Source organism: Paenibacillus sp. FSL R5-0928 (assembly GCF_037970385.1).
Taxonomy (GTDB): domain Bacteria; phylum Bacillota; class Bacilli; order Paenibacillales; family Paenibacillaceae; genus Paenibacillus_AQ; species Paenibacillus_AQ odorifer.
In genome coordinates, this window is the sequence record NZ_CP150225.1 from 4163171 (window position 1) to 4179585 (window position 16415).

Annotated in this window: 14 protein-coding genes; 2 read left to right on the forward strand and 12 right to left on the reverse strand. The window is 44.6% G+C overall.

Translation table 11 applies throughout. The features are described 5' to 3' along the window. Positions 1-72: 72 nt before the first annotated feature. Positions 73-1332: a tyrosine--tRNA ligase gene (gene tyrS, locus MKZ16_RS18625; protein WP_036688216.1), complete on the reverse strand. Its 1260-nt coding sequence runs from the start codon at positions 1330-1332 to the stop codon at positions 73-75. Positions 1333-1901: 569 nt separating this feature from the next. On the opposite strand from tyrS, the gene MKZ16_RS18630 reads away from it, so the two are divergent. Further along, positions 1902-2348 carry an Lrp/AsnC family transcriptional regulator gene (locus MKZ16_RS18630; RefSeq protein WP_038571749.1) on the forward strand — a complete coding sequence of 149 codons (447 nt, stop codon included), beginning with the start codon at positions 1902-1904 and terminating at the stop codon, positions 2346-2348. Between the two features lie 78 nt (positions 2349-2426). Here the strand turns inward: MKZ16_RS18630 and MKZ16_RS18635 are convergent, their stop codons facing one another. The 6 genes from MKZ16_RS18635 to MKZ16_RS18660 form a co-directional block, all read right to left on the reverse strand. Next, complete coding sequence (locus MKZ16_RS18635; protein ID WP_076106221.1) at positions 2427-3977, reverse strand: acetamidase/formamidase family protein; 1551 nt, start codon at positions 3975-3977, stop codon at positions 2427-2429. Between the two features lie 239 nt (positions 3978-4216). Then, positions 4217-5029 carry a DNA alkylation repair protein gene (locus tag MKZ16_RS18640; protein WP_076106223.1) on the reverse strand — a complete coding sequence of 271 codons (813 nt, stop codon included), beginning with the start codon at positions 5027-5029 and terminating at the stop codon, positions 4217-4219. 108 nt (positions 5030-5137) lie between these two features. Further along, positions 5138-5821, reverse strand: coding sequence for a Crp/Fnr family transcriptional regulator (locus MKZ16_RS18645; RefSeq protein WP_076106226.1), 684 nt, complete (start codon positions 5819-5821; stop codon positions 5138-5140). Positions 5822-5903: 82 nt separating this feature from the next. Continuing rightward, on the reverse strand, positions 5904-6959 hold the full coding sequence (locus MKZ16_RS18650; protein WP_076106228.1) for an LLM class flavin-dependent oxidoreductase: 1056 nt from the start codon (positions 6957-6959) through the stop codon (positions 5904-5906). Between the two features lie 757 nt (positions 6960-7716). Continuing rightward, positions 7717-8835 carry an acyltransferase family protein gene (locus MKZ16_RS18655; protein WP_076106230.1) on the reverse strand — a complete coding sequence of 373 codons (1119 nt, stop codon included), beginning with the start codon at positions 8833-8835 and terminating at the stop codon, positions 7717-7719. A gap of 27 nt (positions 8836-8862) precedes the next feature. Continuing rightward, on the reverse strand, positions 8863-9807 hold the full coding sequence (locus MKZ16_RS18660; protein ID WP_076106232.1) for an NAD-dependent epimerase/dehydratase family protein: 945 nt from the start codon (positions 9805-9807) through the stop codon (positions 8863-8865). A 101-nt stretch (positions 9808-9908) separates the two neighbouring features. Here MKZ16_RS18660 and MKZ16_RS18665 point away from each other — a divergent pair, with 101 nt between their 5' ends. Next, positions 9909-11555, forward strand: a complete 1647-nt coding sequence (locus MKZ16_RS18665) for a glycosyl hydrolase family 28-related protein (RefSeq protein WP_076106235.1) — start codon at positions 9909-9911, stop codon at positions 11553-11555. Positions 11556-11561: 6 nt separating this feature from the next. On the opposite strand, the gene MKZ16_RS18670 is transcribed toward MKZ16_RS18665, so the two are convergent. The 5 genes from MKZ16_RS18670 to MKZ16_RS18690 are packed head-to-tail and all read right to left on the reverse strand — an operon-like array spanning position 11562 to position 16414. Then, a complete protein-coding gene (locus MKZ16_RS18670; RefSeq protein WP_076106237.1) occupies positions 11562-12728 on the reverse strand; it encodes a DegT/DnrJ/EryC1/StrS family aminotransferase in 1167 nt (388 codons plus the stop codon). Then, complete coding sequence (locus MKZ16_RS18675) at positions 12725-13858, reverse strand: GNAT family N-acetyltransferase (RefSeq protein WP_036688237.1); 1134 nt, start codon at positions 13856-13858, stop codon at positions 12725-12727. The genes MKZ16_RS18670 and MKZ16_RS18675 overlap by 4 nt, the downstream gene beginning before the upstream one ends. Continuing rightward, complete coding sequence (locus MKZ16_RS18680; RefSeq protein ID WP_076106239.1) at positions 13851-14648, reverse strand: GNAT family N-acetyltransferase; 798 nt, start codon at positions 14646-14648, stop codon at positions 13851-13853. Before MKZ16_RS18680 ends, MKZ16_RS18675 begins: the two co-directional genes overlap by 8 nt. Further along, the gene (locus tag MKZ16_RS18685) at positions 14645-15280 is read right to left on the reverse strand and encodes a sugar transferase (protein WP_339814439.1); all 636 of its coding nucleotides are present in this window, start codon (positions 15278-15280) and stop codon (positions 14645-14647) included. Before MKZ16_RS18685 ends, MKZ16_RS18680 begins: the two co-directional genes overlap by 4 nt. Before the next feature lie 15 nt (positions 15281-15295). Further along, positions 15296-16414, reverse strand: a complete 1119-nt coding sequence (locus tag MKZ16_RS18690; protein ID WP_256715531.1) for an LCP family protein — start codon at positions 16412-16414, stop codon at positions 15296-15298. Position 16415 lies beyond the last annotated feature (1 nt).

The following is a 16415-nucleotide window of genomic DNA, read 5'->3' on the forward strand; positions in this document are numbered from 1 at the left end:
TGCAAATAGTCTGCCTCTATACTTAAAATACAACAAAAAACCTTCCTTATTCATAAGGAAGGCTTCTTATTATTAGGACAATTTCACCAGGCTGTAGTTTTTCTTACCCTTACGGATAATGATAAAACGTCCGCCGATGGCTTCGCTGGCTGTAACTTCAAATGCTACATCGCTAACTTTTTCACCGTTCATGGAAATTGCGCCTTTGGTGATGTCTTCACGCGCTTGACGTTTGGATGGCTCAATTCCTAGATCTACCAGCCACTCCACGATATTTTTGGACTCCAATGTCGTTTCGTAGGTCGGCATTTCCTTGAAGCCTTGCTCGATCTCGTCAGCGGTCAGAGATTTAATATCTCCACTGAACAGAGCGGCAGTAATGCGTTTAGCCTGCTCCAGCAATTCCTCACCATGCACGAATCTGGTCATTTCTTCAGCCAGTGTTATTTGCGCTTCACGTTTATGCGGTTCGGTTTGCACCTTTTCTGCTAGTGCATCAATTTGCTCTTTAGAGAGGAATGTAAAGTACTTCAGGTATTTCACAACATCACGGTCATCTGTATTTGCCCAGAACTGGTAGAATTCAAAAGCTGTCGTTTTGTTCGGATCCAACCAAATGGCTCCACCAGCTGTTTTACCGAATTTTGTACCATCGGCTTTCAGCATAAGCGGGATGGTAAGTCCGAATGCCACCGCTTCAGAACCTTCTTTTTTACGAATCAGATCTAAGCCACTTGTGATGTTCCCCCATTGGTCAGAACCACCGATTTGCAGCTGCACATCTTCATGCTGGAACAGGTGCAGGTAGTCCAGGGATTGCAGGATTTGGTAGGAGAATTCCGTAAAGGAAATTCCGCTGTCCAATCTGCTCGCTACAACATCCTTGGCAAGCATCGAATTGATACTGAAGTTTTTACCATAGTCACGCAAAAATTCGATAACATTGATTTTATGCGTCCAATCGTAGTTGTTCACCATGCGGATTTGATTGTCGCCATCAGTCACGAACAATTTTTTCATTTGTGCTGTAAGTGCATCAACGTTGGCTTGGACTTGCTCCAGCGTTTGCAAAGAGCGCTCGGATTGACGTCCACTTGGATCACCGATCGTTCCCGTAGCCCCACCAATTAGAATAACCGGACGATGTCCTGCCAGCTGGAATCTTTTGAGCACCATGAATGGAATCAAGTGGCCAATATGCATACTGTCACCAGTTGGATCTACACCGCAGTACAGGGATACCGATTTTTGATTGGTCAGTTCTCTAAGCCCTTCGGCATCTGTTTGTTGATTGATGGCATCGCGCCATTCTAGTTCGTCGATAATATTCATTGCCTTACACCCCTCAAAATTAGTAGTTATCCTATAATGAAACATCAGTCCGCCAAGCGGAAACGGCTTTGCCCTCCTGATTAGGACGGTACCGTTTCAGCGAGAAATATAAGGATCATTGATGAAGTGAACCCTATAAATCCTTATATTTAAAAAGAAAAAAATCGTCCCCTTGTCTATTGTAGACATAGGGACGATTGAATAACCGTGTTACCACCCAGATTGCACCCATGAAACGCTTATGCTCAAGCATACCATTGATACCACTCTTGACGAGATATCGTTCGCCATTCCGCTCGGTGTTACCCGAGATACTCCAAAGTGTAATTCGCAAGCTTAGTGTGTACCGGGTTTCATCAACCCCCGGCTTTCTGGAACAGGGACTAAGTTACTACTGGGCTCCTTCAACGTATATCGTATATAAGATTACAGCCAGTATAGTGAAATAATTCTTTTATGTCAACTATCTTCAGCAGAGAATGCCGTCACACACTTCTACTGTAAAGCGCTACTAGGCATTCCCACTTTTTTTCTGATACAATTACGAAAAAAGAGGTGAACGAATCCGCATGCTAGATCCTATCGATAACCATATTTTGATGCGGCTGGCCCAAAACAGCAGAATTTCCTATACTGATCTAGCTAAAGAAGTCAGTTTATCAAGTGTCGCGGTGAAAGACCGTATTGATCGGCTAGTCAATCAAGGGATTATTGAACAGTTCTCGATTGTCATCAGTGCCGAAAAGTTAGGAAAGAAAATCTCCGCCTACCTGGAACTTGAAGTAGAACCTGCTCATTTGAATCATATCGTCGACGTATTAAAAGAAAACGAACGTGTAGCTGTATTATACGAAATGACAGGACCTTGTATTCTGCATATTCACATCTTAGTTGAGAATCTTGAAGAGATGGAACGGTTTATGCATGAATCAATCTATTGTCTGGATGGACTGGTACGTGTAGAAAACCAAATTTTATTGAAACGCCACAAAAATCAAGACGGCTTAAATATATAAGAAAAAGAACCGCCTATAAAGACGGTTCTTTTCTCATCTGGATTTTTATTAGAATTATCAAATAATTGCTATTTCGTCCTACTCTGTCTTAGCCAGCTTAGCTTTATAAAAGTTCACGAAATATTCGCTGACCACAACCTTCTCATTCACAACACTTAATGGGGCTACAAGCTTCACTGTCTCTCCGTTGTAAATTCCCGTTGTCGCTCCAACCTTCATCTCCAGTACATTGCCATTATAGCTCAGCGTAACTGTCTTAGTGGCTGGCTGCCAGCCAACCTTTGCTCCAAAGTTCTCAAAGCTGCTCCGTAAAACCACGGGCTTGCGCTCGGAATCGCCGAATTGACCTTTATCAATTAAGGCGTGAACGCCCCAGTTTCCATCCACCACTTGTGTAATTCCAAAATCAGCTGACACCGACATCAGAGAGTACGCTTCATCTTCGCTCAATTCCATTCCATCCATTAAAAAATCTTTTGTTTTATGAGCGGCATCCTTCATTGCTTTGTCGATGGACGAGTTGTTGAAGATATCCGTCTGAGCACTAGCCCCCAGCTCCTCCAAATAATTGGCGTAGCTGAATCCATGCACGACCCACTCGTTCTCATTTTCAAGTAATGGGAAGTTTAAACCTTTCAGCTTGTTGTTAAGCGATGCTTTTTTATGAAGAATAACTTGTATATCCCCAGTGACCGATGTCTCAATCGCAGTACCGTTAATCTCCGAATCGCCTTGACCGGCATGCGGGTCACCGATCGACAGTAGTGCACCAGCTACGGATACAGGATAATACATCGTTGCACCTTCGGTAATCCGCCAATCATCTACGTTACCGCCGTTGTAAGAAGGTGGAACGGAGTCAACAACATCCGCTTCTTTCGGCGCCACACCCATTGTACCAAAGTGGAGACGCACCGGAATTTTCACACCTTTTAGCACATCGAAATTCTTATCAATCGTTTTATGGTCAACGATAACACCCGGGTAGTCAATTGTCGGGTGCACTTGACCATCCGGATCGGTTTGCACAGACCATTTGTAGTTATATACAGCTGTTGCATAATCTGTTCCACCCTCCGTATCCATCTCATAGATGGTTACTACCTCACGCTTTTTCGGCTCCTCCACCATATCTCCGTATAGATAACCCCAGTTCGCCGCGGCATTCACGCCATATGTTTTTCCAGCGTATTGTTCATTTCCATTAGGTCTCAGCTTCATGTCCAGAATCTTCACTTCCAGCACATCCCCTGGTTCAGCACCTTCTACTGCGATGGGACCCGTCATAATATGTACGCCTGGCCCGCGGAGCGCTTCGTTCTTCTCCCCTTCAATCCAGTGGAAAATATCCTCCACTCCCGCATCTCCTTTAATCATCCGCTCGTAATCATCACCAGAGTGATGTGTAATAGCCTCAACCGTTACGATGTCTCCCGAATGTACAGTCAGAGCTGGATCTCCCTTACCAATATTCCCCCATCGAACAGTCTCCGAATTCGCCTTCAGAACATGGGTTTTTGGCTTATACGCATCATTCATTGTGTTAGCATACATGACACTGGATAACGAATTCACCACTAAAAACATGGATAACGTGACGCCTACATTACGAATTATTTGTTTTTTCATACGAAAATCCTCCATTCCTTTAATTAGTGTTAGTTTTTGTAACATTTGGTGTTTCTGAGTATAACAGATGACCTGAGGATTAACAATATAAATATTTTCACGAAGTTTGGTTTAAATAATAAATAGGAAGTAGTCTTTCTCTTGAATTATCCAAGTTAACTCCATAATAAAAAACGCCAACACATATTAGTCCATAGTGTTTGGCGTTTGAATATCCAGTCTAAAGTGATGCACTAATTTCATTTTTGATCAGTAATGCTTCTTGTAGCCCGGGTTACAATCCGCTTTGTTTCCTTGGTATCTGATAGGTTCAACCATTCATCACAAATTTGCTGTACCCATGCCGGATTGCTTTTGCTAGCATCATTTAACCAATTGCTTACAGAATCCTGAACGTATTTTGCCGGATCAGAGTTAAGCGGTTCTAATAGCGGTAGGGCAATCGCTGGATTTTCTTTGAGCGCTGTAATATGCTTTGCCCATACCCCATGTGGGCGCGTCAATTCGACCGCAAATCTCCTAATATTCGCGTCCTGGTCATGAACCCAAACCTTTAACAATTCAATGGACGCTTCCAGCTCGGCAATGACTGATTCCCTCAAAGCCATCCAAGAAATCTCACGCACCCCAAAATGACCATCCGCTGCAAAAGGAAGGATTGCTGTTAGTTTTTGAACTAGACTCCATTGATGATTCTGCCCCACGATATAAGCAGCCCAGCAGCGAACACTATCGGAGTTATGATAAGCTAACACAGCAAATAGTCGGGAACGTTCCAGCTCTGATTTACAGTCAAATAGAAGCTGCCACTCACGTGAAATCACCGGGATGAGCTTCATGATTTTCTTTTCCGATAACGCATTCAGCCTTTGTAAAATTGGTTTAGCTTCCTGTTCAAAACCTAGCTCATTCAGTACATTTTCCAGCAATATAAGATGATCCACAGCAAGCCATTCCGTTAAATTCACGCTCTGTAAATATCCTTTATTCAGCAGTTCTACAATCTCAACGGGAATTTCAGTAACCTTCCGAGCGCCCTTCCTGTGTTCCATGGAAATCGTCCCTTCACTATGATTTGAAAGCTTAAATCACCTTCATGTCATAGCTAGGATACCGTTGTTTCTAAAAATGAAGCTGTAATCTCGTTTACAACTCGATAGCTATGTTATATTTCTTTCCAAAATCTTGTCTCGCTGAACATAGATAGTTCTGAACCCTGTCTGAATAACTTCCGCTTTCACCAATTCTTGTAATGCCACTGTTACAGCCTCTCTGCTGGCCCCAATTAAATTAGCGATTTCTTGATGCGATAGAGGAACATTAATTTTGTAACAATTATCCTTATGCTCAACCCCATGCTGATCCGCTAACTTTAAAAGAACGCACAATATTTTATCATGCAAATTTCCGATGGCTAGATTTTGCGTTAACTGACTCATACTTTTTATGCGGTCGCTCAATACTTGCAATAATGACATCATAAACCTAGGCCGGTGAGAGATGAATTCTTCAAACCTTGCAGGATCAATTGTGCAGATATGGCTTTCCTCAATCGTTTCAATATAATGTTCCTTCGTTCCAAAAGAAATCACACCCATTTCACCAAAAACATTGCCTTCATTAAGGATATCCGATGTAAATTGCTTACCGTTTGCATTTAATTGGTATAAACGAAGCTTCCCTTTTTTCACAAAAAACAGTCCTTCAGAAAAGGTTGACGGTGTTTGGATATATGTATTTTTGGGGACTACTGTTATTCGCGTTAATTCTTCCATTTCAATTAGATCTTCCAGTCCTAACGATTGAAGCAAATTGAATTGAGATAAATAATGAATTTTATCCATTGCCCCTCCTGTATAAAATGTTATTCATTTCTTCAGTATACCTTACTAAAAAAGCCACGTCCTAAGGACGCAGCTTACTAAATTACCGATTACTTGCTTCCCAGCGCGCTACTTCTTCCCGAACACGTGGGGCCACTTCGGTGCCCAGCAGTCTAATCGCCTGCATAACATCCTCATGAGGCATCGTGCCGTGCGGCACATGTAAAAAGAATCTCGTAATTCCCACATGCTTGCGCAGATGAATGATTTTATTAGCAACAGTTTCTGGATCACCTACGTAAAGGGCGCCATCTAAGCTGCACGCTGCATCATAATCTGCACGATGGTACGGAGGTGTTCCTTTTTCCTTCGCCCGCACATTGGTCCGGGCATGCGTTGAAGGGAAAAATTTCTCCAGCGCTAACTGATTAGTCTCCGCTATAAACCCGTGTGAATGCGAAGCGATTGGATATTTTGAAATATCATGCCCGGCTTCAGCTGCTGCTTTTTTGTAAAGCTGCACATGTGACGCATAATCCAGCGGTAGAACATTCCCTATAATCGCTAAAACAAAAGGCAAACCTAGTGATCCTGTGCGGATCGCAGACTCTGGACTTCCTGCACTCCCGATCCAAATCGGTAAAGGATCTTGAACCGGACGCGGGTAAATCCCCAAATTTTCTATAGCTGCTCGGTGTTTGCCTTTCCAGGTCACTTTTTCTGACTTTTGGATGGCTAATAACAATTCCAGCTTCTCATTGAACAGTTCTTCATAATCCTTCAGATCATATCCGAATAGAGGAAAAGACTCTGTAAACGAACCCCGGCCGATCATAATCTCCGCACGTCCGTTCGAAATTCCGTCCAGCGTTGCAAAGTCCTGAAACACACGCACCGGATCGGCTGAAGACAGGATCATTACAGCACTGCTCAACCGGATCTTAGTAGTCAACGAAGCAGCTGCAGCCAGTACAACCGCAGGTGAAGATGCCGCATAATCATGCCGATGATGCTCACCTACTCCGTATACATCTAATCCCACCTCTTCGGCAAGTACAATTTCCTCCACTACTTCACGTAGTCGTTCTGCATGACTTATTGTCTCACCCGTTTGGACATCAGGTGTGGTCTCGACAAATGTGCTTACTCCAAGTTCCACTATTCATTTCCTCCTAATATTCTGCACGATGCATTATTCTCTGGATGTAAAAAACCATAAAGGGACTACCTAATTATTCTAACTAATTTAGTTCCCTTCGACTATAATCGAAGTTCATCTAATTAGATCCCCCTCACTATAGATCGGACTGAGGAGCCGTTATTTTAATAATTTCATTCATTTTGCTAAATTATCGGACTTAGATGCAGCTATTCGTATAAAGTAGCTTCCATAATGTGTGTTTTTATGGAAATAAGCGCAATACAGTCCGAAACTATCGTAAAATCAACTAAAAAGTGAAAATAGCTGCAATACGGTCCGAACAAACAAAACCTCGTGTGAACTGACTACAATACAACAATTATACTGGGACTTTGCCGCCAATGTGCCAGAGTGTAGCTAATGTTAGGTAACGACGAAGTTTGTTTAATTGTATTTTGTGCAACTATATACGCTTTGAAGGTAGCCTTTGTGAATTTAGTTGCACTCTGTACACTTAAATACGAGCAATTTCCTCAATATGGCGGGATTCCAAAATAATAGTTGTAAAATATACAATTAAACTGCCCCAAAGCTGCGAGCATAAGACTTAATTGTACTTTTTACAACTATTTTGCTTTTTTAATGAGAATTGAGAGGATGCTGCTAGTGCGATGTAATCGCGATGTAATTAGCGAAGGAATCGCAATTAACACAAAAACAAAAAAAGACCACTAATCACCTAAACACAGACGATTAGCGGCCGGTCAAATCCAAGCTAGTTTGCATTCCCAATACTCGGAGTTATCGGCTTATCCAGCGATTTCGGTGGTTTGCTTGGGTTTATCCCAACGCCGATCCGACCGAATACATACGCTCCGCCAGGAATTCGATTCGCTAAATTCATTATAAGTGCCGAGCCTACCACACAACCGACAAATTGCAGCAGAACACTAAATAGTCCAAGGTTTTGCAACCCAAATGAAGCTGGAAGCTTGACGAATATAGCCAATAGCAAAGGATGAAGCAAGTATATGCCAAAAGAGTATCTGCTGCTCCATTCCAGTACACGTGGCACTTTCTTCATTTTCGATGCCACGGAGAAGAGCAGCAAAATCATGCTTAAGGCGAATAGAAGCATATCAATTCTTTTGGAGCTATGCGCCGTTATCCAGCCTTGACTATTCACGAACAGCACAAGCGCACCTGTCAGAACCGGGAGCGTGTATACGGCTATGCGGAACTTTTTTAATTTTTCCCGGAACCACAGCTCATTTCGTCCCAAGTAATAGGCTACTGTAAAGTAAAAAATCCAACCAGGTGCGAAAATCCAGTACATTTTATCCCAGAAATAATGGGCGGCAGCCGTATCTGCGGGCGTAGTAAAGTTGAAGCAACCCAAATAGATAACGTTAATAAGGAACGATACGATTAGAATATTGCGGGGGTTAAGCCGCTTCGCATACGTCTGAAACCAGAGGAATAAAGCATAAAACTGAAAGATAATCAGTATAAAATAGCCATGGAAATCTCCAATCAGCAAATGACGCCAGAGGTAATACCAAAAAGCCTGCAGCAAAGGAATGCCGTCACTACCCGACATCTCCAATCCTTTTAGTCCTGCATACAAGGTCCCGAAAAAAAAGTAAGGCAATAAAATATACTTGATTCTTTTCTCCCAAAATCTCGCTGGAATTTCATTGGGATAGGCAAATGACAACACGAATTGGGAGATAAATACGAATACAGGTGTGCCAAACGTTAGCAGTAAACCCACCGATTCTACCCAAGGTGTATTTCCATCGTCATAAACCCGATAAAGAGCATGCAGCAGGGCTATACTTAAGCAGGCTACACTACGGAGAACGAACATTTCCGAGTTCATTTTGCGTTCCATGCGGAGTGCCCCTTTCAATGGGTGCTTTTAATGATCTACTGCGCTTCCTACACTTAAGCGGTCAGTTATTGTTTTTTCCAGCCCGGTATGAAAGGTATGGTTAGGGAACCAAGACAATAATTCCTGGGCTTTTTGATTGTTTAAATAGCTATGGAGAATATCCCCCGGACGAGGCTCCGCATAGGTTGTCAGGAAATCCCGACCCGTGATGTCCCCTAATATCCGAACCATCGTATTTATCGAGGTTGGTATTCCGCAGCTAATATTCATCGTCTCATTATTCACTCTGCCGTCGGTCTGAACCGCATCAACGAACGCTTGCGCCACATCCTCCACATAGACGAAATCTCTAGTCTGCTCACCGTCCCCATAGATAACAAGATCCTTCCCTTGCTTTATCCGATCCAGAAAAACGGAAACAACGCCAGCTTCTCCGTGCGAACTTTGCCTTGGCCCATATACATTAGCGAGACGCAGAATCGTATATTTCAGCCCATGTAAGCTGGCAAACATCCGAATATATGACTCTGGTACACTTTTGGATACACCATAGCAGGACTCGGGATTTAAGGGATGCTGCTCATCAATGCTCAAATATTCCGGGTTCCCATAAACCGCTGCCGATGAGGCATAAACTAGCTTTTGAACCTGATGGATCTCGCACATGCGCAGTACATTCAGCGTGCCAACAATATTCACATTCGCATCAAATAACGGGTTCCGCTGTGATTCTCTGACGTCGATCTGTGCAGCCAGATGAATGACTGCATTTGGCTTTTCAAGGTTAAACACCTCATGCAAAGTCTCATCCCGAATATCGTACTTATACAAAACCGCAGCAGAATTCATATAAGTCAGACCGGAGGCTCCGGATACATTATCTACAATCACAGTTTCTATGCCCTTTTTTATTAGCCGATCAACCACATGGGACCCAATAAAGCCTAACCCCCCAGTTACCAATACCTTCAAAATAAAAAACTCCTTTCGCCCGCTAAGAGTGATCTTTGTACCGTGCATTCCCCGAAAAATTCACATAAAATACAAAATCAAAGTATAAAGGAGTGAAGTATATGGCTACTGCCCCTATTCCAGACAGCTCGGTGACTACGTCCATCCTTTCTGATGGTGCGGTCACATCTATTAAATTAGACCCTGAGACTAACGGTTATGTGAACGTCCGATCGTACGGCGCTGTAGGAAACGGTATCAAGGACGATACAGTAGCGATTCAAAATGCTATCAATGCGGGAAACGCCAAAAACAAAGTAGTAATCTTTCCTCCTGGTGTATATAAGGTATCTTCGGGACGCATGCGTAACCCCTCCGTCCTCGACTGGTGGTGTCTTCGAATTCCGGCCAAAACGAATTTAAGCTTTGAAGCCGGCTCCAAACTTGTGCTTGCCCCGAATCCACCCTCAGACACTAGGGTTCTAGTAATCTTAAATGCCTCAAATATTACAATCGCGGGCACCCTTGAAATTGATGGAAATGCATCGACTGTTAAAACAGCCGTCAACGATCAACTTCACGGCTTGTTCATATCTTCTTCGCAAAATATAACGATAGAGTCAGTGTACTCTCACGATTGCTATGGAGATAATATCTTCATTGGGGGGACAGAAGAAATCCCCTCCGTTAATGTGCACATCGGATATGCACGCTGTGAGACTGCTGGACGAAAGAACTTTGTGGTCCATTTTGTAGACCAGCTTCATGTCAACAGAGCAGTCCTGAATAATAGCCGCGGTGGCGCACCGGGTTTTACTGGCGCTAACTCTCTCGATCTTGAACCCGACGTCTTTAAAGGAACGCGCAGCTTTTATCAGCGATTCGACTCCTTGACTACCATTGGTTTCGGTAACGATCTATCAGCAGGGCTTACAGATGCTATCGCTAAACTCTGGACACTCGACATCGGTTCACTAGATATGCGTGTAAGCGGATCGGTAAGTCCTGCCTTACTGTCTTATGGACTGACGCTGAAAATCAATCATTTGGCTATCCGCTCCACCGATCATAAAGCTAACTTCGGTCTACAGACGATCTATTCACAATTTATTGATATCGCTAGCGCCAAGTTCGATGGCATCGGAGGCCCTGCGATCTATGCAGCGTTTAATGCTGCCGGAGGTAAACCAAGGTTGCATATCGGTTCGTTAGGAATGTACGGCTCGGGTTCCACCTTAGCAAGTGGTGTCCGAATCGACGGGGGAGATCTTTATGTGGGGACGATGGATGCACAGGACTTAACGGGCAGTACTTTGCATTTATTCACAACGGAGTCTGACGTCATGGCTACTGTCGACAATATGATCGTCCGCAATAGCGGAACCAATCAGGTAGTGCTAGTCTCTTCTTACGGTGCAGCTAAACCATCTCTGCGCCTCAATAATGTAGCTGTGTTCGATACCCGGGCAGTGAAAGTAAAGCGAATTCTAGAATTCGAAACACTAATCGGTATGCAAGGCACATCACTAGGTACCTTGTATAATCCTTATTCGCTTCCTGAATGGTTCTCGACCTACGGTAACTTCAAACGGGCCATTCGCCTCACTGGCGGGGCAGTGTTGCCCGCGGTGTTCATAGTGGAGGGTTCGCCCGAGGGAGTCGTAACCGCCCCAGTTGGCAGTCTGGCCATGCGAACGGATGGCACGGTACAAGCCACTTTGTATGTGAAGGAAAGCGGATCAGCTGCCAGCGGATGGAAGGCTAAATAAGATGAATCAACGGTATTGGTTACATGTCTCTATCGCATAAATGACACGTTCCAAATCCTCATCCGATAAAGAGCTTCCAGAAGGCAGGCAGACACCTGTTGAAAATAAGTTATCTGATACACTGTATTCCTCACTGTAAGGATAGTAGTAATTGCTCTCGAACAAGGGTTGTAAATGTAGCGGTTTCCATACAGGCCTAGCTTCGATATTGTGCTGTTCCAGACATGACAGAAGTTGTCGTGAAGAGAACCCCGCCACTTCTTCATCGATGGTCAGCGCACTCAACCAGTGCGTGCTGCGACAATTGCGTGCTTCCGGCATAAAACGAAGACCCGGTATGGAACCTAAACGTTCCCTATATCGCCGCCCAATAGATCTGCGCCGTTTAACTCGCTCTTCAAGCAGTTCTAATTGACCGCGTCCTATAGCTGCCAACAGGTTGCTTAACCGATAGTTGTATCCCATTTCGGAATGTTGATAATGAGGGGCAGTGTCTCGGGCTTGCGTAGACCAGAAGCGCGCCTGATCTAAGGCTTCGGTATCGTCGGATACGAGCATGCCCCCACCTGAGGTTGTAATAATCTTATTTCCGTTGAAAGAATAGATTCCGAATTGGCCCCAGGTTCCGCTGGCCTTGCCTTGATAGAAAGCACCTAATGATTCGGCAGCATCTTCAATCAAGGTAATTCCATATCGGTCAGCTATTTCTACAATGGGCTCCATATCTGCGCTTTGTCCGTATAAATTGACGACAACAGCCGCTTTTGGCAGCAGTCCTTTGTCATTCAAATCTTGGCAGGCCCGCTGAAAAGCTAGCGGACACATGTTCCAGGTCTCAGGCTCTGAATCGACAAATACGGGGGTGGCCCCCAAATATAAAATAGGATTGGCGCTAGCAACGAACGTGAGCGTTGAACAGATCACGTAATCTCCTTGTGTGACACCGGCTAGACGAAGTGCGAGATGAATCGCCGCCGTGCCAGAGCTTAACGCTAGTGCACCCTTTGATCCTGTGTAGGCGGCCATCTCCCGCTCGAACGCATCGACTTGCGGACCAATAGGAGCAATCCAACCAGAGTGTATCGCCTCCTCCATGTAGACCTGCTCACGTCCACTAATATGCGGCGGGGATAACAAGATTCGTGGCAGAATGCTCGTTTGACGAATGCTCATGCGAAGCTCCTTTCTCCATTTGGACCGATTTCTCCAGATGGAATACATATCATATCGAGATCTGGATGCCGATAGAGCGGAAAGTAACTTCCTGATACTCTAGTGTCACAAAAGGATATGATCCGCTCATACAACTCTGGAAAAAAAATTCGTTTACCTAAGTAATAGTCAAGGGGTTCCAGTTGTGTCGCGAATCTATGCTTGAATTGAAATAAGTCGTCATTCCCCTTATATCCCCCGCCAAGATGAAAACGTTCAAAGCCATTTTCCATCCCCCACTTGGCTGCTGCGTGAATTAGCAATTTGGTAGGTGACCACTGCAGATAGGCGCGATCCCAACCACATAGGTGATAATGCATCCACGGTCGTTCATGTAACACGATGCTGGTTGCCACCGTTTTCTCCCCAACCATAGCTTCGAATAGCTCTACTCTCCCCTCAAGTAGATAACTAGTATCTTCTATAAATTTTTTGGGGAAATAATAAAAAGAATCCGCCTGTAAATCATTTAGTGTTCCGTAATACAATTCACTGAAGGACTCAATACGATCTTTCAGATTGGAATTCCGAATTGTAAAGGGCGCAGACTTTATTTTGTGAATATTCCGTTTATGATTGCTGCCATAATGCCGGATGAGCTCTGCCTCCGAACCCACAGTCAAATCAATATAAATTGTATTTCTATTCCACTCGGTAGTAAGCCCGCTTTGATATTCCGTAGCGTTGCCTATTAAGGGATGAAATCTCACAAACTCAGTCATGATCTTTTTCTCTCTACAGTAATCCGTGAACGTTTCACTGAATTGCCGGTACAGCTCACTTCGTTCGGCTCCTGGAGGGAGATTCGATATCGGTCCCCCGTATCCATAAGGTGTACTAATGTCGTACCAATCACCTTCAAGCCCCAGTTGGATTACAGCAGGAAGATGGCTTATGGAACGAAGCAAGTAAGGATAAATGATGAGCTGGTCTCCCTGCTTGAATACAAACAGCTCTGCCTGCTGGTGCTCTCCGTCCTCAAACAGCCGAAAAAACGCTGAGGAGAAATAGATATCCTTCGTCTCTAACTGGTTCAAATAGGCATCCCATTCCTCTGAACTAGAGCTGCCTAGCACGATGAAGTTACTCATACAACACCTCTTGATTCTCCAATATTTTGATCATACGTATACTTTCAGTGCTTAAGATTAGCTCGGGGTCTCGCTCACGCAAATAAGCATCTGAAGAAAGCAACAGCAGCCTTTTCTCCCGGTCTAAATCCATTAATACGTCTGTCAAAAGATTGCAGCCACTCCACCCTCCACTTTGCAGCTGGATACGATAATACTGTTCACCTAACCGGCCCACTACTGAAGTCTCTTCCTTCGTTCTAATCTTAAGAGAAGAGAATCCATACTTTTGATGATGTGCTTCTGCCATCGGGTAATCATCTATGATGTACGCCAATGCTTCTCTATCCCTATCAATCGATGGAGCCAAATCTCTTACATACCAGTAAGTCCGGCCTTCCTCTGCAAAACCAAGCCGCAAATACCAAACATGAGCTTGCTCATTCCACGAAAATACATCAAGTGCCAGCTTCGAAATGCCATCCTTTTGGGCTAACGTCTCCCCGTAGGCCATAAGCTTGCCGCCGATGCCGTCTTTTCGATAAGCTGCGTCCACATTCAAGTTATTCAGAACCAGCATCTGCTCCATTCTTCTCCATTCAGCGAATCCAATAAGAAGATCTTCAGAATAGGCACCAATCAGCAGTGTTGCTGAATGGCTTCCGCATTTACATGCTGCTTTCAAATATTCGGGATAACCGCCACAGGCGAATATGGTTTGATTGTAGACCGACTCTGGCAAGTTGCTCTGTAAGAGCCGGCATGCAAGGTGAATATCATCTTCCTGAAGCGGACTAAACCGCAAATTCATGCCGACCCCTCCTTTTGGTTCATTCTGTACTCATCGAGCGGCAGACTATGCTTACCCGGATTGGCCACAACGTCATCTTGGCGGATAACCTTCAGCACAGTTTTACATAAGATCAACGCATCTAATCTAAAGCTCAGCTTCTCAACATAGGTAACGTCATAGGAGAGCCGCTGTTTCCATTCCGAAGTATTACGTCCAGATACCTGCGCCAATCCCGTGATTCCGGGTCTTACAGTGAATCGCAGCCGCTCCCGTTCAGAGTAATGCGGGCTGTAACGGATGAGCAAAGGTCTTGGTCCGATCAGACTCATTTCTCCCTTCACAACATTCACTAATTGCGGCAGCTCATCCAGACTCAGCTTTCGAATCAATCCGCCGAATTTGATATAACGCCGAGCATCCGATAACGGCTGGCCTTGCGCATCATACATTTCAGCCATGGTTCGAAACTTGTAGATGTAGAAGGGTCTTTCTCCCATGCCCGGCCGCTGCTGCTTGAACAAAATAGGACTTCCCAACTTTATCCGAATCAGCAACGCCACTACAGCCATGACCGGACTAAACACACCTAACATAAAGATCGCTCCCACCAAATCGAAGCCCCGCTTCATATGGCGATACATGGTAGTCATCCCCCCGCCTTTCTCTTATTCCGTAAAAAGACGTTCTGTGAGTGACTTTACCTCTTCCGAATTAGCACTCCAGTAATACACTTTAGTTCGGACGAGCGGATCTAGAGCAGAGCTGTTATGGCCAGGAATCTGTTCGTAAGCAAAATCCGCGGAATCCATTCCCTTGAATAGCCAAGCTAAGCTCATCAAATCACTGTCACTAAAACTCGTATCAATAATGTCTTTCTTTTCACGCAGTAGCAGTCCAGCTAGATCAGGAATATGCTCCGGACTTAATAGCTTTTTGGCTACAGCCCGAACGATATTGAATTGCTCCCGTTGGCGGCTAAAGTCACCCTCCGGAGTCGAGTAGCGCTCCCTTGCTAAATAAAGCGTGTGGGCACCATCCAGATGCTGCTCACCTTTCTTGATGGTGATCTCCGGAGTGATGGTCACATCCTGATCAATTAGCATATCGATCCCGCCAATCGAATCGATGAAATCACGAACACCGGAGAAGTTCGTCTTGATGTAGTAATGAATAGGAATATTCATAAAATCACTAACGGCTTGAATCAGTGTCAGCGTACCCTGCTGATTCCCACCCTTTGTCTCACCAACGATATGTGCATGATTGATCTTGGTATAGCCGACATTCTGCACATAAACCCGCGTGTCCCGCGGCACAGATACGATATTCACCTTCCGTTGATCCGGCATCACATGGGCAACCATGATCGTATCTGCCCGCGAGCTTTCTCCGCCCCAAGTGTCTGTTCCAATTAGCACTACATTAAAGGATGAGCTTTTCTTGTCTGCTGGGGATATCGCCGCAGCTGGAGTTTGTGTAGGCGTTGTTAGGATAAGCTCATCCGTTTGCGCTTGTGGGGCTGGTGTGCTGAGCGACTGTACCCTCTCTTCATTGTCCGTAACCAAATTAGAGCTAGGGATCGTCAAGGGGTTAAGAATCGCCTTGTTAAAACGATGCTCTGGATTCAATATCCCTCCAATCCAGATCCCCCCAACTACAACCACAACAAGAATAACAATCAGGCTGTATCGTCCCACCCGCCGCATGCGTGAACGTTTACCTGTAATTGGCTTGTCGCGCTTGCCCCATAATCTTGTCATCCATGAATACTTAGTCGACTTCATA